The sequence below is a fragment of the Aquitalea aquatilis genome (assembly GCF_005155025.1).
Classification (GTDB): domain Bacteria; phylum Pseudomonadota; class Gammaproteobacteria; order Burkholderiales; family Chromobacteriaceae; genus Aquitalea; species Aquitalea aquatilis.
In genome coordinates, this window is record NZ_CP039731.1 from 2,531,373 (window position 1) to 2,550,813 (window position 19,441).

The window sequence follows — 19,441 nt, forward strand, 5'->3', positions numbered from 1 at the left end:
GTTTTTTTACGTCCATCAGCCGAAAATGCAGGAGGATTTGCGCGAAGCGGCGGACGGCGGCAGGCAAATCCGGCTATCATCCGCACTTGACTCCGGCATCTATCGTGCCGAACAGACTGGAATGACAAGATGCAGAACACACAGGCCGATGCCTCCGCCCGCGATGCGGAACAAGCCTGGCGCAAGGCCAAGCAGCTGGAGCAGGCGCTGATTGAATTACTGCAGCAGGCCTTGCCGGCCAGCGGGCTGTGTACCGTGGGCAAGCCGCTGACCGAGCAGCAAAAACGCGGAGAATCCCGCCAGGCGCTGTGCTGCAGCCTGCCGCTGCTGCAAAAGAAAAAGCGCAAGGACACCATCGTGGCCTTTCTCGACTTCCAGATCAGCCTGGCGGGTGACGGTGTGCCAAGGCGGGGGCTGAGCGGGGAGGGCGAACCGTTTGGCCCGGTGCTGCATATTGCGCACTGGACCTGTGAATTCAGCTTCGATTACGACGCCTATGTCGGCTTCCCCGCCACTGGCTGGCAGCCGTGGGTGAATCAGGCCGGGCGTCTGCTGCGTTGGGAAGATTCCGAGTCACCGTTTGGTGATGAGTGGACCTACAGCCTGCGGCTGGATGCGCTGAGCGCCGACGAAGGCCTGCTGCGCCAGGTGGTATTGCAGCCGGTATTGGCGCTGCTGGAAGGTGCGCCAGCAGAGCAGGCGCTGCCAGATGAGCTGCCAGGCCTGATTCGTTATGTCGATGTGCCGGCGGCGGACGGCTTGCAGGATCTGCGCGTGCAGACCTGAGCTTGCTACTGGCCTGCTAAAGAAAAACCCCGCAAACGGTTTGCGGGGTTTTTTGTTTTATGGCATGGCTTGCTGTTTATCGAAGATTGACGGTCAGCCATACGCCCGCAGCGGCAAGCCCAATCCCGAGCCAGGCAAGCCCAGGCATGGACTCCCCTAGTAGCATCTGCGCCACAATGGCTGCACATGGCGGGACCAGGAAAAAGAGTACTGATACCGTGGCCGCAGGGCGATGCCGGACAAGATGGAGAAGTAGCCCAATCGCAATGAGCGAGTTGCCGATCACCAGATAAGCTAGTGAAAATAGCATGTCACTACGCCACTCGATATGTCCAGACTCCAACCACATGGCGAGTGGTGCGATCAGCAGCAGTCCTACGTTAGTCTGTATCAGTGTGGCGGAAATCGGGTGCATGGAAGCTGAAGTTTTCTTCTCATATAACACTCCCAGAGTCATGCCAGCCAGGGCAATGCAACTCAGCGCAATGCCCTGCCACGGCGTTGATTCAATGGCCGATTTTGACAGGATGACGATAGCCGCACCAGCAAAGCCCAAACTAAGTCCGTACCACTGCTTACTTGAAACGCGCTCTTTGATCCAGATTGGCGAAATCACGGCAACCAGAATGGGTTGCAAGGAGACAATAAGCGCCAGCGCTCCGGCAGATAGCCCTGCCCTGAGTGCAAGATAGATTCCGCCAAAGTAGATGACTTGGATGCAAATGCCGATCACGCAAATGTTCAGCCAGTCACGGCCGTGATGCGGAGCTGGTAAGCGGAATCCAAGCTGGATGGGCAAAAGAATGGCGACGACACAGCCATAACGTAATGCTAGGAAAGTAAGCGGTTCGATATGCTGCAAACCAATTTTTACCACAGCAAATCCAGTTGCCCACAGTAAAAGAAACACAATGGGGGCTGCCACATCCAGCATGACTCGATGCTGCATCAATAGCGTAAAGCGTCGAAATGCTGATGTGGGCAGTGACATGGCACTTTCCTTGGATGTGCATGGATCGGTCCGTTGCTGCCCTTATTTGAAAAATAGGTGTTGCCCTACATGACAGATACTCAGCTCGGGCAATAAATCTAAGTGGCTTTGCCTACCGTGTAAGCTGGCAGATGTCATGGCTTGAGTGTGAAATCCTTGGGCTAGGCCGACGTAGCCTGGCCTCAGGCGGGGATTGCGCATGAGGGGTCATGAGGGGTTCGGCCAAGTGCCCGATCTCCTCCATGCTCATTGCTGCAAGTCTTGCCCGGCAGTCGCAGGCGCTATGGCTGAGCTGGAGCCGGTTCGCTGCTGTAGAGCAGGGTGGGTACGCTACTTCCGGGGAAGTCAAAAGGCCCGCAGCAATGCAGGCCAGCCTTTTGCAGCACGCGTGCCGATGCCAGATTGTCGGCATTGATATAGGCCACCACCCGCTCCAGCCGCAATTGTGTCAGGCCATACTGCACACAGGCAGCCGCAGCCTCGCTGGCATAGCCCAGCCCGCGCCATGTCGGCAGCATGGTATAGCCCACATCAACATCCGCCAGCCCTTCGCGCCGGATCAGCCCGCACATGCCGACGGGCAGATCATCATCCAGCCGTTCCATACACCACAGCCCGATGCCGTGCTGTGCGTAGCTCACCAGAGGGCCACGGCTGATGTAGTGGCCGGCATCTTCCAGCGTATGCACGCCACGATCCGTCACATTGCGGATGAAATCCGGGTCCGTCAGCAGGGCCAGCACCAGCGGTGCATCCTGCATGGTGAATTCGCGCAGCCGCAATCTGGGGGTAAAAATGGGTAACATGATTTGCTTTGCATCTGGACAAGGTGCCGGCCAGTTTACTGCATGGCGATCATGCTGCGATCAATTCCGCCCATATGACGTCAAGCGTGGCAGCGACTGCAGCAACTCCCGGCTCGGCAAGCAGTTTTTTTGTTGGCATCTTGCCAAACGCAGACAGTGCCTGTATTATCGCCCTCTCTGTTGCAGCACTGCAGCAGCCATCTGGAGAGGTGGATGAGTGGTTTAAGTCGCACGCCTGGAAAGCGTGTTTAGGGTAATACCCTAACGGGGGTTCGAATCCCCCCCTCTCCGCCAGATATCTACACTAAAGCCCTGATTATTCAGGGCTTTTTTGTTGCATGTAATTTGCAGTATGCCATCCAGTATGCCATTGGCTGCTTGCTGTCTTGCTACAACTTTGGACAATCTTGGACTCTGTGTAAGCGGTTCCTTCCGTTGCATTGGTGCAACGGGTGGTTAGCATTGGTCCAGATTCGGTAACACTGACCAACACTTCTGGTGTATACGGCAAGCGAGGCAAAGTCATAAAGCAAGAGCCACTGCCCTTTCAGGGGCAGTGGCTCTTGCTTTATGTAGGTTGGAGTAAGGGCTGAGCTTCGGCCTGAGCGACCATTCGGTTCGTCAGCAAAGAAGGATCGCTTGTAGCGAGCGCGCAGTCACGAGATGATTGTCGATGAAGAGTCCACGGCGTTGATTTGCCGTAACTCCATCATCTAGCATAACGAAAAATAATCGTATAAAATTCCGAATAGAGAAAACCCAACATCTCTAACCTTTTCATGCGAGCAAGGACAATTTTTCTTTATGCAAGATCTACATACAGCGCTGTTGCGACGAATTGCTTTCGAGGTCGGTAGCACATTTCCCATCAAGCTTGAGGAGAGGTTGGCTGCAGCTTTCAAAGCGTGTGCTGACTATGCTAACAAGTGGTTCTCCACTGAGTTGAGAGCAAGCAACCAAGGGCACACCCAAGTTGTTCATATTTTGCAAGAAGTTGTGAATGCGGCTGTTGATGTGGGACACGTCGCGACAATGGCACCGACAACTCCTAAGGGCCATCACTACGCAAAAGTAGATCTTCCCAGCTTTGTGATGGGAGGCACGCGGATTGAGTCTGTTCATTGGCAGCAGGCTAAGTACGCAAGAAAATTTGGCAAGATGAACGAGGCCCTTGAGCCGATAACACCAGACCTATTTGATGCAATTGAGGCTGGCGCTGTTCAAGATAAGCTTTTCCTTGTTGTCGCAGTTGCAGAGAGTAAATCTCGTGCAGGTGAGCCAGAAATTTATTTTGCACTACCTTACTCAACGCTTGACGGCTATCACTTCATCGCCACATTGAACGATGTGATAGAAGCATCAAAACAGTCTACCGCAGAGCCACTCGAGCCACTTGTCACTCTCAAGAAGCGACTAGATGAAGTGGAGCGTGTAGCGAAGGAAGCATAGGGTTTTATCATGCGTATTGGTGTTAAAGGATTCCAGGGAGCACGCCTTACACAGGCGCGAGCTGCTAGAGGGATGACTCAAACAGCATTGGCAAAGGCATCAGGCATATCCAGCCCCTCAATTTCAAAGTGGGAGCGTGGTGAGCAGATGCCTGAGTTTGCTGCACTCGAGAGAGTGGCAGAAGCATTGTCTTTACCTACTACTTGGTTTCTTCAGCCGCTGCCAGATTATGGCAGCGGTACCTATTTCTTTAGGTCGAATTCTTCATTGGCTGCAGCAGGTCGAGCAGTAGCTCGTACACGTCTTGAATGGCTGCATGAACTCTCGTTGTGCATTCAAGAGTGGATAGATTGGCCACAGTTGACCTTGCCTAGGGTGTTGAGCAGAGATGAAGCGCTAGAGTTAACAGACGCTGAGATAGAATTCTTGGCAATGCAAAGCCGAGAGCTGTGGCGTTTGGGTATTGGACCTATTGAGGATGTGATTAGGGCCGTTGAAGGTGCAGGAATTATTACGACCAGAGAGTCGTTAGGCTATTTAAAAATGGATGGGGTTTCTCGCTGGTTTGAGAGTGATGGCCGGCCTTATATGTTTATCTCTGCAGATAAGACCTCTGCTGTCCGAAATCGCTTTGATGTTGCTCATGAGCTAGGCCATATCCTCATGCATAGTGGTTTGTCATCTGTAGATGAGGAATTGCACCACAATGAACTTGAACGCCAAGCCCATTTGTTTGCTAGTGCATTCCTTATGCCTGCAGAAAGCATCGCTGGAGCACTGAACTACCCTACGTTAGATACCTTACTGGCGCTCAAAAAAAAATGGAAGGTCTCGATCGGTGCTTTGATCATGAGAGCAAAGTCGCTTGATTTAATCGATAGCGATTACGCAACTCGACTCTGGAAGAACTACAGCTCTCGTGGTTGGCGAAAAGGTGAGCCCTTGGACGATGTCCTCTCTGCGGAAACACCTTTCCTAATGCCTCGGGCAGTCAAAATGCTGATTGAACAAGGTGGCTTTAGCAAGGCTGTACTTATGAGCACAACAGGGTTTATGGCAACGGATCTGGAGCGATTGTGCTCTTTACCTGAAGGGTTTATGAGCAGCGAACCTGCTAAGGTTATAGAACTTAATGCGCCGGTTTGGCGATCCTCTCCCATAGACCAATCTAGTGCATCTCCAGGCAAAGTGGTGCCACTCCGGCAGCGTGCTGTGAAGTAGTAAATCACCGCATGGTAGAAAGGTAACCGAGAACAGCTATATTTTATCAGGATGGCTGTAGCCGGTGGAGACGACGTAAAACTTGCAAGTGGTGAAGTAAGTGTTCGGGTGCAGAATGAAGTGGCTCACTGAGGTGCGTAGGCAACATATAATAAAAAAATCACTATTGAGATCTATGGACATCATGCTGTCCTGTTTAATAATTTCTAGACACCAATAGCAACTGAATCATATGACTAAACAAAATGTTGTCACCACGCCATGCTGCGCCTGTGATCGTGATACCCGTCATGATGTATTAGCTAATCACATCGAGAGTGAGTATGAGTACCGGGTGGATACGCACTATCAAATCGTCGAGTGTCGTGGTTGTGGAACGAAGAGCTTCCGCAAAGTGATCGCTTGGATTGAGGATGTTTATCAAGTTGAAGAGGATGAATGGGAAGTTCCTAAGGATGTAATAACCTACCCTTCTGTCCTTAAGGGCCACAAAGCAGTTCCTGATATCGATCGAGTGCCAAGCGTAGTTGCGGAAATTTATCGCCAGTCACTAGAGGCGATCACAGTACAGTCAAGCATTTTAGCTGGTATTGGACTGCGTGCCACTATTGAGGCGATCTGTAATGAGAGAAAAGTCACAGGAAGGTCACTAGAGCAGAGAATTGATAAACTAGCAAAAGCAGGTCTTGTGTCAACGATTGATGCGGATCGACTACACGCAATTCGCTTTCTCGGTAATGATGCAGCTCATGAAATTTATGTATCTGATCCAAACAGTCTCCTGATTGCGCTAAGAATTATTGAGAACTTAATTGTTAGTCTTTATATCTTAGATGGTGCGGCAAGTGGTGCGTTAGATACTCTGATCAAGAACTATACTGAATTTGAAACGCTACTGAGTAGCAAACTTTCAGTAGCAACTAAGGGGGATGAACTCCCACTGTCACGGATATTGGGCCGTGATGCTCGTCGTTTTCACGGTTACCTAAAATCACATGAAACCCAGCTTATCTCAAATATAACATCTGGAACCTACACTAAGCTTTCTCTCGGAAAGCTAGATTCATACGCTGGATCGAAAGAGAAATTTCAGCATTTTGTCATTTTATAAAATAGTAGGTGGGCGTGTGAGATTGGAAATTGGCAATATCTGAAAAGTCACGCCTAATTAAACTGGTCTGAAGGGTAGTATGGTCAAAGGGGAGCTGCTTAATGTGGCCCTTGCGCACCACCCAGTGCTAGAAGCGAACGATTATCTGCAGGCGTTGGTTTATAGCACATGGTTGCAGTTCGAGAGTACCCCGCCTTGATGGTACCTGACGTCCCTGGTGTAGCAGGCTGCTTCCAGTCGTAGCCATTGGTCAGAACAAAGCTGAAGAAGTCGTAGACGGCACGGCCATAGGCTTCCCAGGACTTCTTGCTACTGATGCGTCCTGCTTTTCCCAGTAGATTCCACAGCCACACCTGCGCTGGCTGGCCCTTCGTCGTTGATCAACAACAGGAAGCCATCATAGGCGCGACCGGCGACAACGAGGTTACTATCCACAAGAACAAACCTCACAGAACCTCCCTGAGCCTTACCACGGCCTTGCTCTGGCTAACTCGTGGCATACCTTCATTTTCCTGATCAACTCACTTTGGTCCGAACATAGTTAAAAACAGTTCGAGTTGCATTCAGCGCCAGCATTGCTTCAGGCTCATCCAAAAGATTCTCATTCGGATGAGCTACGCTCGCGTTATTTCTTACTGAGTTGAGCGCGTCTAAAGCGTTAGCAAATCCATTGAGTACCCTGACCATATCCTTGTCGTGTTCACCAAGGAATTGGAGTGAGGGATGATCAGTACGGAGTGCTTTGAAAAGCGCGGTGATTGAAGCGTCTTTTGATGCCTCTATGCTGGAGTCAGCGCAGAGTGAACGAAAATAGCCATGTAGAGCCGTATGGAGCCTGTCTACGGCGCTAACCGGGCCATTGGCATGAAGCAGGTGCTCGGCGTCAGCTAAGGCTCGGAGCACAACGTCAGCACTAGAAACCACGGGGAGGACATCTGTCTTTACCTGTTCAATGTCCACCCCCAGTAATGCAAGGATATCCGGTGAGTCTTTATTAAGTTGGCGGCGTACTTTAGGCTGATCGATTAACTGCTTGATCGCATCGTGGTCGTAGTCTGCCAAGTGTTCCAAAATTTGGAAGACACAGCTACCGTAGTCCTCATCACCGAAATGTAGGCTTCGGAGGAGTCTACTATGACCACGGATGTAATCATGTTGGCCAGAAGAATAGCCGAAATCAGTCCAGTCAGTTTCACTGAACTGTTTTGATATGGCGCGCTGAAGCGCAAGTATCAGTTTGCCGCGAATCTTCGTGTCATATAAGCATACATCTAATGTTGGCATAAATTTTTCCGGTTAGGCCTCGCCAGACTTCAGCCAGGGAACTGGCGTAAAGGGAATCGCCCTTTTACTCAGTTCTTCCTCAAGAATATCGCTCCATTGCTGCCAGTCGGCATAAGAATGAATGCCATACGGCGCAGCGCTTGTTGGTGGTGTCTGAGCATCAACGGCGAATGCCTTATGCACACCTTCATGAAGCTGCTGAATAGTCTCATTTGTAAAATTGCTGGCAAGCTCCTTAGCTTCAACAAGCTTCATCTTTTGGTTTCCTTGGTTACGTTTTCCGAAATCTTTCCACTCTTTAATGATGTGTTCGAGGCTTGAAAAAGTGACGCAGCACACCACCACTGCACTCTGATTACCTGCCTTACTCTTATACGTTATTTAAATAAAAAACTCAGTACGCTGATCATTGTTGAATTCCCTTCGTCAGGCTTCGATTACGATCTGTGAATGGCGCAGGCTGGTAAAACAGTGTTCGTTCAGGCACTCATCCCGGAAGCGCCCATTAAACGATTCGATATAGGCATTCTGGTTCGGCTTGCCAAGCTCAATCAGGAAGTGCTGAATGCCATGGGCATGTGGTTTGTCCCCATCAAACGGCCCGAGCAGCAAGCCCTTGTGGTACTGAACCGTGCAAGACAGGGATTCGTGAAAGCAGAAAAATCAAAGCAACCAGTTGCGTGGCTTGCTTGCTGAGTTTGGCATTATTTTTCCTAAACTATCAGCGTTACATCGAATTTTGAGTGCCTGCTTTGGGGTACCTGCTTGTCATTTATTATGGTTTAGTTGAAGGACTATTCAGATAGCTTCTGGTCATGGATAGGTAAATTAAATTTCAGAACATGGCTCGGTTGTGCATTGTAGGGTCTCTCCCTTGAGTGCAAACTTGAGTATCCGAAATTGTGTTGCACAGCACAATGGGTCATTAGGTCCGTGCATCATGAGTTGTACGGTTACGATATGATTTTGAATTGAGATACTTTTGATATCTACTCGATCTCCTAGGAAGTAAGCTTCTCCATGTTGTTCTGCCATGCCATGTTTATTAAAAATGGCGGCAAGGAAATAATTGATGGCAGAGCCTCCATCTGACTTTTGCAGAACTGTGATGGCATCATTGCTACCATGCCCATTTAAATCACCAAATGCATGATCTGTAAGAAAAACAGCAGTGGCATGTTCATTCAGGCCGTTGTCTGTTTCTGGGGTGAATTCACGTTTCCCATCTTGGAGTGTAACGATCTCACCATCAAGCTTGTAAGTGAGGTTTCTCAGCATATCCATGGACAGCGGTGGGTTAGTTGTCGTTGCTGATGCGGAAATTGCACTGCTCGACTGTTGTTGGTTGATGCTTTGGATTGTGGTGGTACCACTTGAGTTTGAGACGGTAACGTATACCCATGCAGCAATACTGGCAAGGCCCATAGTCCAAGCGGAAAAAACGACAAATAGAATGATCCGAAAAGCTTGTTGCTTCGTTAGGTTCGGGAATATGTTTTTGGCGACTACGTCCCGCAATATGTAGAGAAACGTCCCGATAGAAAGGCCTGCTGGGGCTGCAATATGGCTAATCGATTCTAACCAGTGGAAGTCAGTTATGGATGACATGATCTTAAATACCTAATAATTCAATAAATATTTTTTGATAAAAATAAATTATGCTTGATCTGATATGATTGCGCCTATAAATTTTTAATTATTATATTCAGGCATTTTAGGCCATTTTCTTCTAGATGGAATGCACTTTCTGGTTTCATAATTCAGTATTTTCTGAAATTTCACGCCGATGTCGAGTAATATCATGCTCATTAGTGACGAAGCTAACTCCACGGACGTGATGGACTTTCATGCTTGTGGTGTCGAGACGCAAAGTTAGTTCTCTGGGGCCATGATCATCGTTGATGTCAAGAAGACTCATAAATGAACATTCTTCTTTGGGGGCTGTGGGCTCTTTTTTAGGGACTTCCTCCCATACCCAATAATCTGTGTTGGGGTCCCCATCAGAGTAATGACTTGTGTGTACGGATAGTTGAGTGCCTTGTGGTAGAGCAAGCTCTTCAACTCTTGCTGCCGAATTGAAGAGAACTACATTACTGCCGCCACCGTGACTTTGTGCAGATGGGTAGATGATACCGTCAATACGAGGTGAGGTTTTGCTAGCTAAATAATCCGCAAGGGCTTGAGTCACTAAGTAGTCAAATACCTCATCGTCGGGCATGATTGGCATGGAGATGCGATGGCTCAGCTGTTCTAAGAACTGGGCCTTCTCAAGTCTAGTTTTGTATTTGGGGTCGAAAAGGCTCCCGGGTACGATAAGCGATCGTAATGCTTCAACATCGAGAAGATTCAATGGTCTTATTAAGTCAAATCGGCCCATTAAAATACGGCTTCCAACGGGAGGTCTAACTTCAGACAGAGCCATCTTAGGACGAGTAGAGCCATAGAAAACGGCAATACCGCGGGCATTCATTCGCCCTGCAGATGCAGCCTGTGACGGTGGAGGCCCAATTTCCCTATCGGGTCGCAGGATTGCTTTTTTCAGGGTGGTATCAGACTGAAAGACACGAGCTCGATACAGTGCGTTGATCTTCTCATTAGGACCAGCAGCAATGATAACTCTCTTTTTCGATCGTGTTTTGAGATCACTTAATCCTTGGAACAGAACCTCAAACATAGATTCGGCAGGTTGGTTGAAAAAACGGGTCTCTTGTTTGATACTTCGCTCAAAATACTCCCAACCAGCTCGGAGCTCAAAAGGTTCAAGCTTACGTACCTCATAGTGAGCATCCGAGCAATAGGGGCTATCCTCACCAATTTGATATGCATATGGATCACCGTACCTATCATCGAGGACTACTCGGATGTCTTCTGATGGTTCCTCATCGATTATCGCAGCTTCACCAATGACCGAAGAGAGGAGATCGCCTCCTCGCTCCCAATCCCCAAAGCCTTCCTTGATCATCGCATAATCGAAGGAGGAGGGTTCGCTTGGAGTGAGTGAGTAGTGGTCCTCAATCACGCGCGAAAAGATGTCAGCAAGAGCCCCAATCGTGGTACAAGGTCCCCTTTGGCCGCAGTAATGACATGTGGCGATAGCTCCATCTTGATTGACCTCACCTTGAAGGTAGCTTTCACCAATACAAGCTGCACAAAGATGCTTATCTTCGGTTTCCAGTTCTTGATCGGTATCCATCGATACAAATGCTCCGAATGAGAGGTTATCGTCCCGGTAGTGGCTCACGATAAACTAGACCTCCGGGAATGCTGGAGGGTGTATTTTCTTGGTAAGCAACAGTCATGCTAGCACAAATGCATAACGGGTCTCTTTGATGGAAGCACAAGCAGCAGATATGACAGGCTACAAGGCTTGTCTGCTATTCAATCAACTGTACTGCAGAAGAGGTGAATGGTGGTGACCGGCAGAGAGCAGAATTTCCATGCCGCCTTGTAATACCCGGCAGATTAAAACGAAAGGGCTGTTTTCCCATAATGCCAGTCACATTAGCTTCTGGTTTATGGCCGCACTATCTGGTACCTGCAGTTCGAATAACCGATTACAGCCTGTTTCCTTCGTTCTAACCAAAAAAAGAAATCCAGTACTAGTACAGCATAGAGGGCAAGGCCGAAGCCTTGCCCTCTATGCCCTACCAGTTGAACAGTTTGTCCAGCCAGCTTTCCACCTTGCTGGAGATTACCGACCAGCCTTCCCGCAGGATGCTGGTGGCTGTTTCTTTGATGGTTTCCCACAGCCCTTTGCTTGCAGTCTGATAAGCCTTTCCTGACACGTATTCAGGTTTGGCCTCTCGGGCGATTGCCCACTTTTTTTGATTGGGCAGCAGGGTGACGATCTGCTCGACCAGGCCGGTGAGGCCATAGCCTTCTTCGGCGGAAGTGACACAGATATGGTCGAGGGCGATGTCGAAGGTCTGGGATAGCTGGATCTGCTTGCGGCTCAGATTGCTTTGCTGGCTGCTGCTCGGTAGATGCCGTTCGTGGTCCCACTCCCAGAAAGGGGCAACTTTATCGACCTGGCTGATCACAAACAGCACCGGGATGTCCCGATCTGTCAGGTAAGGGCGGATGACGCTGTTGAACACCTGCTGATCAATAGCCAGGGCCCGGTCATCGGCTTTGACTACCCACAAGATCAGATCCAGTTCCGGCAGCAGGCGCTGGTACAGGTCGGTGTATTCCTGATCCCGACCGATGCTTTCCCCGACCCCAGGAACGTCGATCAGGGCAATCCCTTTCCCATTTTTATACGCCAGGGTGTATTCCTGTGGGTAGCGGGTGCAGGCGGCAATGTCATCTACTTCGGCAATCTCCTGGCCGAACAGGGCATTGCACAAGCTGGACTTGCCACCCCCGGTTTTACCCATGATGCCGACCACGGCCTGATAGTTGACCAGCTCTTCGATACGCGCTTGCAGTTCTTCACGCTGTGCCTGGGTAAAGGTCTGTCCATGCAGGTTGAGGGTACTGCTGAGGTAGGAGAGCATCTGCTCGCCATGAAATGTCGGTAAGAACATAAGAGGCTCCATTCTGGAAACGACAACGCCCATCCCGTGGTAACGGAGATGGGCGCTGTGGTCGGTGTGCGGTGTGTTCAGAACATCGTGACGCAGGGTTAGATCAGCAAGGTAAAGCCAAAACTGGCCAGCCAGATCCAGAAGAAGTGGGTGCCACTCTGCAAGGATTTAGCCCGCTTCCACAAGTAGACCGGCACGATCAGGGCCGTTTTGCCAAAGCCTTCGGTATCTATCCCGGCTTTCTCCAGGCGTTTGCAGTCCCACAGGCTCAAGCCGATATTCAGCAGCAAGGCGATGTACCAGTACTTGTTTGTCTGGAGTGCGGTCGTGACTTCTTGGTCCAGGGTGAACTCGCTACTGGACATGGCACCAGCCACCATGGCTTGCAGTAGGAAGCCCAGCAGCGGTGCGACACATAAGAAGCCGACAGCAACATTGCTGATCTTGTGGCTGGGCAGGGCCGGCGGTATCTGGCTTACGGGTAATTGCCCGGACAGTTCAGTTTGAGACAAGGCGGTCCATCCTGGCAGAGCTGGATTCCAGACCAGTGATTGGCCATTCAGCGTGTTGGTGTGGATCAGTGCGGTAATGACTTCGGAAGAAACGGGGCCGTGACGCTGGCCATTGTGTTCGTAGTGCCATGTAGGCATAAAAATCTCCCTGATTATTGTGGTCATGAATTGGGTGGGCAACTGATTGCCCCAGGGCATTGCGCAGATGAAGGAAAGGCAGAGGAGGGCCCACTGGGTAGTGCCACCCGATGGGTATCCGTGGGCCGCAGCGTGGTCCTAGTTACAGTTGCGCAAGTCTTGCTGGATGAAGTCTGTCATCTTGGCCCAGCCGGCAAACTGGCCCGCACCGGCATCCGGATTGGGCAGGCTATAGTTGGGCACTGTTTCCAGGCGGACCCAGCCGCCGGGTGCGACGGCTTTGACCGTGAAGGCGAACAGGCCGACCTTGTTCATGCGGGTGGTCGGTGCAGTGTTCGGTTGCTCGTATACCACGGTGTTGTCGTGCTTCGGGTAGATGCAATTGCCCACCCCAGCCTTGGCGGCAAAGGCGGTTGAAGATGCAGCGGCCAGCAGGGCCGCGATGATCAGCGTGTGTTTCATGGTTAGTCTCCAAATGAGATCAAGTTAAGCGGTTCGTCTATGCAGTCCAGGGTGTCATGTGTGCTGCTGAAGACCCTTGTCTGTAAGACAAATCTGCCTTTAAAAGCATTAATTCATCTTAATGGGTTGATAATCATCCTGTTGGGATGTTCATGTCAATGGGTTGATTTGCCACTATTCGAGTTGAATGGAGAATACGATGGCAAAAACGAAGGTGGACGCATTGGCATTGAGCATTGGCAAAGCCATTGCGGCGCGACGGCAGGAAGCTGGACTGACCCAGGAACAGGTTGCGGAACAACTGAAGATAGGGAATGAAGCGGTCTCCCGCATGGAGCGGGGACTGGTGATGCCGACGGTGGCCCGCCTGTTGGAACTGGCGAGCCTGATTAACTGCGACGCCTCAGCCTTGCTGGTGGAGTCCAGCAACCGTCCCGCTGAGCAGGCACAGCATCTGGCGCAGATGCTGGCCCGCCTGGACAGTGCAGATCGGGAGATGGTGTTGGCGATGGTGGAGCAACTGACCAACCGGCTGGCTAAGCTGTCCTGACGGCACCCAGCTTGGACGTGAGCCGGGTAGGGCGAGACACTGCCTTCGGCTTCTCCTCTGATTCAGCACCACTTTCCACGGCCGGATAAAACTCCTCCAGCAGCTGCGGTACTTCCTCCTCGGTATCCTCGAACTGACCGTTCTGCAGCAACAGCCGGGCGGCTTGCTCCAGCTCGGCAGTGTCGATACCAGCTTCCAGTTGTTCATCGGCTACCTTGCGCGCGGTACTGACGGCTTCGGCCAGGGTCTGGCCATCGCGTAGGGTCAGATCGACGTAGTACACGGGAGTACGGTGCGACTGGGTGGTGCTCTTGGCGCGCAGACGCAGTAACAGCGGCAGATGCTTGGTGTTACCGCCACTGGCTGCTTCGTAATACTTCAAGCGTGCTGCTAGGGTACGGACCGAGTTGTAGCCGGTGGTGCGGAAGATGAAGCTGCCCAGTTCATCCTGCTGACCTTCTACCTGCACGTTGAGCCGGCCATATAGCTTGCAGCCCAACTCCTTGGCCAGCGGGCAACGATCCGGTCCTACGCAGCCCATCTCTTCCATGCCCTGACTGGTCACCCGCCGTGCTGTCTCTCCGTTACCGACACAGACCGGACGACCATTGTTTCGGTCGAAGGCACTGTATTCGGCACGCAGGTTGAGCTCGCTGTCGTTGAACAGCAGCTGGATCGGAATGGCGCGAATCTTGCCATTCTGTGCCTGCTCCGACAGTGCCTGGTGCAAGGGATGTAGCAACCAGCCATCCCGGCTCTGTACCTGGGTGGTCAATGAAAAGCTGTCGTCCTTCTCCGGCAGCCACCGTTCTTGTTTCTGAACCAGTTTGCCAATGCTGATGCGTCCAATCACTGGCGGGGTAATGGCGAGACCTTTAATCACGATGCTTTCCTTTCCGTTTGAATGACAAAGCGCCGGGAACCGGCAATGGACCTGCTGTACTGGGCCAGCAGGGTGGGATGGTCTTGTGACAGGCGTTCTACATCAGGCGCAAAGCGATCCTTGGTGCGCTTCCAGGTGATATGGCCAGACTGGAATACGGCGGCGGAAGCATGGCCCAACACGTTCTGGATCTGCTGCCGGATGGCTGCCTCCCGGGCCTCGGCATCCTCTTTACGTTGTCGCTCAGCCAACAAGGCAGAGAACAGCCGATTCCCTTCAATTGATTCCGACAGGTCGATGGTTTGGCCATCGTCACGCGGGAACAGCCAGGACAATGCTGACGCAGCATCATCCGAACCATCCGGTGCGGGTTGGGTGTCCAGTAACACGTGTTGCCAGAATCCAGTCTCCCGGGCGATCAAATCAGCGATCTTGTCTTCATCGCGCAGCACTCTATAGATACGGAAATCCTGACCGCCGATCAGCACCGCTACATCGGCCCAGTCATGGCCGGTGACCGCCAGCTGATGCAGCACTTGGCATTGATAGGTCACCGGGATGCCTTCCTCCCACTGCGGGGCAGAGTGATAACTGGCTGTCTTGATCTCCAGAATGCCCCAGCCCTCATCAGGACAACGCACCTCCCGGTCCAGATTGGCCAGCATGAAACGGTGTTCAGGATGCTGCAGTACCGCATTCACCCGCCGTACTTTGCGCCCGGTACGCTCGGCGTACACCCGGGCCAGGATGGGTTCCAGAATCGTGCCCCAGATGACAGGCTCTTTCTCCAACAGATCTTCCGGCTCCTTGCGACCGGTCTTCTCCAGCCACAAGGACAGCGGGCACTTGTACGGCGACAGTCCAATCGCCGGGGCGGCATCTGACGAACCAATGCCCAGCTGCCGGATACGCAGCCATTCATCACGAGACAACTTCAGGGTAGAGGCCAGACGAATGGCCTGTGCGTAGCGTTCAGCCATGGCGAAACACTCCTTATAAAGGCATAAAGCCCGGCAGCAAGGCTGACCGGGCGATAGGTTTGATAGGGGGATGTAGTGGGAAAGCAGAAACAAGAGAAACGACAGCAGGGCAGGACAGAAGAACCAACAAGACAGAATCAGGCCAACATCAGACCAACCCGCAGATTCACGATGGGGCCACCGGCACGATCACCGGCAACTCAGGGGAGAGGGTCAACAGGATCTGCCGGATGGCGGGCCACTGCTGGGGCTGGCCACGCAGCATGAATTCGCCCGCCAGCCGTACCAGGCACGCCTTGACCCAATCGAGGGAAGGAGCCACGCCATCGTGCAGGACGATCCACTCGGCAATGGCACTGCCCAGCGCTTCTGTTACCTCGTAATGCCACACACCTGGCGCACCCTGATTCAGCTGGTCATACAAGGTGTCAGCGAGGGCTGCCACCATCGGCGCGTACTGCACCAGCTCGGCATGTAGTTCCAGACAACCCGCACCCCAGATCACCAGCAGACTGCGCTCGGCATCCGGGCCGTCGTATGCCACACCCAGGCTGTTCCAGGTGCAGAAGTCACGCATCCCTGCCGTCAGACAGGCTGCGGTCAACGCAATGGATTGCACGGAGGCCATGGCATCATTCCACCAGGGCCAGTGCATGCTCCAGTGCCTTACCCTTGAGCTGGGCCCCCTGACCGAACCAGGCCGAATCCAGTCGGTAGTCCTGACTACGGGCACGGCGGCGATGGTCGACATACTCGGTCATCGCATTCACCAGGCCCCAGGCCGTACCACGAGTACCGGCCAGCATCGAACCCATGCCCCCACCGCTATACAGTGCCGACACCTGCTGCAGCGCCTTAGAAGTCACCGCATCCTCGGCCCCTTTCACCAACGGTTCGTCCAGTACTTCACGGAAGAACTGGCTGACCTCTTCAGGGGAAACCGTCCGTTGCGACAGCTGCTTGATGTTGCCGATGAAGCGATCCCAGGCGGACAGGCCAAGTCCCAGTGCATCTTTTACCTGCTGTGGATCAAACACCGTGGAGTGGGGCACCTTCACTGCGCCGGTTCGGTCCTTCACTGCCATCTGCAAGGTGTTGTTGCACACCACCCGTACCGAGGTGAATTGCGCCGTAGTACACAGCGTGCCGTCACAACTGGTGGCCAGTAGCAGATAAGCCTTCAACCGATCGCCACCCTTGAGCAGCGCTTCCTGCCCGGTCTTGGCTAGCGCCCACAACTTGCGGCCACCCTTCAATACCCCAGCAGTTTCCAACTCAAAGCCACCAGCACTGACCAGGTCACGATAGAACTCCAGCACTTCCGACGGCTGCACCACCTTGTAACGCGGCGAGACCACCGACAGTGGTGCCAGAGAGTCGGACCGATACAGCACCTTGGAATCAGCAAAGGGACGGATGTGCATACCGTCGTCAGCGACGTTGAACAAGACATCACTCTGTTCAATACGCCAGTCCATACCGGCTTCGGTCAACCACACTTCCAGCGGCTGTTGGGGAGAAAGCGGGTTGCCCAGGCCATGCCAGGGCGTGGCTCCGACAAAGGCCATGGATTCGATGAGATGGGACATGAGATCACTCCAATGAAAATGGCCCCCATCAAGACGGAGGCCAGGGCATAAAGGACACCCAGAGTGGGGGTCACTGTGCGTGTTCAAAGGGGTGATATAGGTCTGAAAATAAATAGACTGATGCTTTTAGCAGGCAGCGCTAAGAAATGGTCCGGTCTCTATAGGAAACTGGTCCCGTCGGCGGGTATCCTTTGGCACGTCGTCAGCCTGGATTTGGTTCGCCAGATTGATTGGATGGCGCAATATCGGCTGGCGACGGTGTCTCGAATTGTGGTGCTGGCTCCGCCGTGCCCTCGGATGGTTGCTGGTTCTTAACTTTTTTGTGTTTTTTCTTCTTTTTCGGATGCCCATGCGCTTTTTTGGGCTTGGGATGGGGGACCGGATCCGGTGTTTGAGTTGCGGCTGGATTCTGTAGCGATGACACCCAACTGGACAAGAAACGATATCCAGGCACAGCCACCGCTACACAGCCTGCAAGGATCAAGCCTGCAATGACCTGCCGACGGGTGGGCTGCCAGCGCTTCGGGAGTTCATGGCGGCTGGTCGTCGGTTGGAGCACCCGCGCTGGACGCTCAGGACGTTGCGGAGAGACGATGATGGGTGCAGGTGCAGGTGCAGGTGCAGGTGCAGGTGCAGGTGCAGGTGCAGGTACAGGTACAGGTACAGGGCGATGTGCGGGATCTTGCTTTTCAGCAAGAACGATACTTGGGTCGAGGATGGTTTTGGTAGGGATGGGGTGGGGGGCTTCACGTTTTTGTTCAGCCTGAATGGCTGATTTGGCCTCTTCCAGCGTGCAAGCAAAAAACTCGCGTTTGGGGTTGACCCGAAACGCACTTAATACCTCGTGAACCCGCTGTTCTGCATCGAAAGCATGCTCGAAGCGGTCGGCAAAGGCGACGTTGAAACGCTGGGGTACTCCACGGCATTCATATTCCCAGCGATAAAGGTCCTCAGCTCGTTCACTTGGTTCTTTACTGGTATAGCCAATCTTCAGGAGAGGGGTATTGCCGTCATGGTAGACATCGTTTTTGAGGACGTAAACATAGCCAGGCGTATCAGTACGCTGACCTGCGTACCATTCCTTTCTAGCGGCCTCCTGCTCAGCAGCATCAGGCTCTAGCAAGGCCTCTGAGTCGACATCGTCGTCATCCTTGCTTGGCTCTGGTGGTCGCTCGGCTCTATAGCTGATATCCCCTTGGACAGCAGCCTTAACGGCGTCGGTAGCCTCTGTAATAGAGCAGACAAAAAAATCCCGCTCATTGTTGTCAGGATTCAGGCGCTTGGTCTGTAAGGACTTGTGGGCTTGATGCATGGTTGCCCATGCTTTCCACACCATCTCCTGATATTCCACGTGGAATTCGAATGGCACTCCTGTCGTGTTGTTGATCTGAGCCAAGCAGGCTTCCATCGACTTCGTGGTATAGCCAATTTTGAGGACTGGCAAGCCGTTCAGATGGTAGCCTGGATTGGTAAGTACGTAGACATAGCCGGGTCTTTCCGGGATGTCGGCATTGAACCTGCAATTAGATTTATGGATGTTTGAGCAGCCAAAGAATACGCGGCTATCGTACTGGTTTCTGCGAAACGTGATTCGTCCGCTCTTGCAGAGTGGGCATTTATCGTCTTCTCGGTACCAAGGTTTTCGTGTGGGGGTCTGGCTTTCACTGAGCATTGAAATACGGTGTCAAAGCTTAAAGGCCAACCATACTCCATTTCATGCCAAATAATTAATTTTTGTGATTTATGTCTTGTCGAATGCTTTGCATGGTTGTCAGCAGCATCCCGGCTGGTAAACGCTGCCAGACACCATCGGCACAATTCACCCCTTCGCGCAGAGCATGCCATTGCTCTTCCGTCACTATCATGGTGTCAGACTCTGTGTAGCACTGCCCCAGTAGGATAATCATGGTAGCTTTCGCTTTTCCCAATTTGACCGGTGGCGATTTGAACGCTCGACAGGCTCCTTGCCACGCTGTTTCCAGGTAGCAGCCTAGCTCCCCCGCTTGATTGATGGTCATCGGTTGGTGGCGAGCTGTGTCCAGCACCAGATGGGCGCGCAGTGCGCAATGGTCTACGGTACGACGCAGAGCGGGATTAGTGTTGAGAGATTTGTTCATTGGCAGATTCTGCCTGAAGTGAAGAACGATAAA

General features: G+C 52.3%; 20 protein-coding genes, 1 tRNA gene and 2 pseudogenes. 7 read left to right on the forward strand and 16 right to left on the reverse strand.

Annotated elements, in window-relative coordinates:
• Positions 1 to 129 precede the first annotated feature (129 nt).
• The gene (locus tag FAZ30_RS11850) at positions 130 to 786 is read left to right on the forward strand and encodes a hypothetical protein (protein WP_137009470.1); all 657 of its coding nucleotides are present in this window, start codon (positions 130 to 132) and stop codon (positions 784 to 786) included.
• Positions 787 to 862: 76 nt separating this feature from the next.
• Here the strand turns inward: FAZ30_RS11850 and FAZ30_RS11855 are convergent, their stop codons facing one another.
• Both FAZ30_RS11855 and FAZ30_RS11860 read right to left on the reverse strand, forming a co-directional pair.
• Positions 863 to 1,777, reverse strand: a complete 915-nt coding sequence (locus FAZ30_RS11855; protein ID WP_199731115.1) for a DMT family transporter — start codon at positions 1,775 to 1,777, stop codon at positions 863 to 865.
• Positions 1,778 to 2,058: 281 nt separating this feature from the next.
• A complete protein-coding gene (locus FAZ30_RS11860; RefSeq protein ID WP_199731114.1) occupies positions 2,059 to 2,583 on the reverse strand; it encodes a GNAT family N-acetyltransferase in 525 nt (174 codons plus the stop codon).
• Between the two features lie 203 nt (positions 2,584 to 2,786).
• Between FAZ30_RS11860 and FAZ30_RS11865 the strand changes: the two genes are divergently transcribed.
• The 4 genes from FAZ30_RS11865 (at position 2,787) to FAZ30_RS11880 (ending at position 6,364) form a co-directional block, all read left to right on the forward strand.
• A tRNA-Ser gene (locus tag FAZ30_RS11865) sits at positions 2,787 to 2,877 on the forward strand.
• A 510-nt stretch (positions 2,878 to 3,387) separates the two neighbouring features.
• Positions 3,388 to 4,032, forward strand: a complete 645-nt coding sequence (locus FAZ30_RS11870) for a hypothetical protein (RefSeq protein WP_137009471.1) — start codon at positions 3,388 to 3,390, stop codon at positions 4,030 to 4,032.
• Positions 4,033 to 4,041: 9 nt separating this feature from the next.
• Complete coding sequence (locus FAZ30_RS11875) at positions 4,042 to 5,253, forward strand: helix-turn-helix domain-containing protein (protein WP_137009472.1); 1,212 nt, start codon at positions 4,042 to 4,044, stop codon at positions 5,251 to 5,253.
• A gap of 232 nt (positions 5,254 to 5,485) precedes the next feature.
• Complete coding sequence (locus tag FAZ30_RS11880) at positions 5,486 to 6,364, forward strand: DUF4145 domain-containing protein (RefSeq protein WP_137009473.1); 879 nt, start codon at positions 5,486 to 5,488, stop codon at positions 6,362 to 6,364.
• A gap of 516 nt (positions 6,365 to 6,880) precedes the next feature.
• On the opposite strand, the gene FAZ30_RS11885 is transcribed toward FAZ30_RS11880, so the two are convergent.
• From FAZ30_RS11885 to FAZ30_RS11895, 3 genes and pseudogenes are all read right to left on the reverse strand, one after another.
• Complete coding sequence (locus FAZ30_RS11885; protein WP_137009474.1) at positions 6,881 to 7,648, reverse strand: abortive infection family protein; 768 nt, start codon at positions 7,646 to 7,648, stop codon at positions 6,881 to 6,883.
• Positions 7,649 to 7,660: 12 nt separating this feature from the next.
• A complete protein-coding gene (locus FAZ30_RS11890; RefSeq protein ID WP_137009475.1) occupies positions 7,661 to 7,903 on the reverse strand; it encodes a hypothetical protein in 243 nt (80 codons plus the stop codon).
• A gap of 174 nt (positions 7,904 to 8,077) precedes the next feature.
• Positions 8,078 to 8,227, reverse strand: a pseudogene (locus FAZ30_RS11895) (integrase core domain-containing protein); the annotation flags it as partial.
• Between FAZ30_RS11895 and FAZ30_RS20755 the strand changes: the two are divergent.
• A pseudogene (locus tag FAZ30_RS20755) lies at positions 8,225 to 8,366 on the forward strand (IS110 family transposase); the annotation flags it as partial. The pseudogenes FAZ30_RS11895 and FAZ30_RS20755 sit on opposite strands and share 3 nt — an antisense overlap.
• Before the next feature lie 110 nt (positions 8,367 to 8,476).
• Here FAZ30_RS20755 and FAZ30_RS11900 read toward each other — a convergent pair.
• From FAZ30_RS11900 to FAZ30_RS11920, 5 genes are all read right to left on the reverse strand, one after another.
• Positions 8,477 to 9,256, reverse strand: a complete 780-nt coding sequence (locus FAZ30_RS11900; protein WP_137009476.1) for a hypothetical protein — start codon at positions 9,254 to 9,256, stop codon at positions 8,477 to 8,479.
• Positions 9,257 to 9,401: 145 nt separating this feature from the next.
• Positions 9,402 to 10,841, reverse strand: coding sequence for an RES family NAD+ phosphorylase (locus tag FAZ30_RS11905; protein ID WP_137009477.1), 1,440 nt, complete (start codon positions 10,839 to 10,841; stop codon positions 9,402 to 9,404).
• Between the two features lie 451 nt (positions 10,842 to 11,292).
• Entirely contained in the window at positions 11,293 to 12,177 is an 885-nt protein-coding gene (locus FAZ30_RS11910) for a GTPase family protein (protein ID WP_168190829.1), read from the reverse strand.
• Positions 12,178 to 12,275: 98 nt separating this feature from the next.
• Positions 12,276 to 12,854 (reverse strand): DUF4339 domain-containing protein, encoded by a 579-nt coding sequence (locus FAZ30_RS11915; protein ID WP_168190830.1) that lies wholly within the window; start codon positions 12,852 to 12,854, stop codon positions 12,276 to 12,278.
• Between the two features lie 111 nt (positions 12,855 to 12,965).
• Entirely contained in the window at positions 12,966 to 13,289 is a 324-nt protein-coding gene (locus FAZ30_RS11920) for a hypothetical protein (protein ID WP_137009480.1), read from the reverse strand.
• Between the two features lie 199 nt (positions 13,290 to 13,488).
• Between FAZ30_RS11920 and FAZ30_RS11925 the strand changes: the two genes are divergently transcribed.
• Positions 13,489 to 13,839: a helix-turn-helix domain-containing protein gene (locus tag FAZ30_RS11925; RefSeq protein ID WP_137009481.1), complete on the forward strand. Its 351-nt coding sequence runs from the start codon at positions 13,489 to 13,491 to the stop codon at positions 13,837 to 13,839.
• On the opposite strand, the gene FAZ30_RS11930 is transcribed toward FAZ30_RS11925, so the two are convergent.
• The 6 genes from FAZ30_RS11930 to FAZ30_RS11955 all read right to left on the reverse strand — a co-directional run bounded on the left by FAZ30_RS11930 (position 13,826) and on the right by FAZ30_RS11955 (position 19,408).
• Positions 13,826 to 14,722, reverse strand: a complete 897-nt coding sequence (locus FAZ30_RS11930) for a recombination directionality factor (protein ID WP_137009482.1) — start codon at positions 14,720 to 14,722, stop codon at positions 13,826 to 13,828. The genes FAZ30_RS11925 and FAZ30_RS11930 overlap by 14 nt on opposite strands.
• The gene (locus FAZ30_RS11935) at positions 14,719 to 15,702 is read right to left on the reverse strand and encodes a YqaJ viral recombinase family nuclease (protein ID WP_137009483.1); all 984 of its coding nucleotides are present in this window, start codon (positions 15,700 to 15,702) and stop codon (positions 14,719 to 14,721) included. Before FAZ30_RS11935 ends, FAZ30_RS11930 begins: the two co-directional genes overlap by 4 nt.
• Before the next feature lie 166 nt (positions 15,703 to 15,868).
• A complete protein-coding gene (locus FAZ30_RS11940; protein ID WP_137009484.1) occupies positions 15,869 to 16,330 on the reverse strand; it encodes a hypothetical protein in 462 nt (153 codons plus the stop codon).
• Between the two features lie 4 nt (positions 16,331 to 16,334).
• On the reverse strand, positions 16,335 to 17,291 hold the full coding sequence (locus FAZ30_RS11945; RefSeq protein WP_137009485.1) for a DUF932 domain-containing protein: 957 nt from the start codon (positions 17,289 to 17,291) through the stop codon (positions 16,335 to 16,337).
• 202 nt (positions 17,292 to 17,493) lie between these two features.
• On the reverse strand, positions 17,494 to 18,963 hold the full coding sequence (locus FAZ30_RS11950) for a GIY-YIG nuclease family protein (RefSeq protein WP_137009486.1): 1,470 nt from the start codon (positions 18,961 to 18,963) through the stop codon (positions 17,494 to 17,496).
• Positions 18,964 to 19,018: 55 nt separating this feature from the next.
• The gene (locus tag FAZ30_RS11955; protein WP_137009487.1) at positions 19,019 to 19,408 is read right to left on the reverse strand and encodes a hypothetical protein; all 390 of its coding nucleotides are present in this window, start codon (positions 19,406 to 19,408) and stop codon (positions 19,019 to 19,021) included.
• Between the last annotated feature and the right edge of the window lie 33 nt (positions 19,409 to 19,441).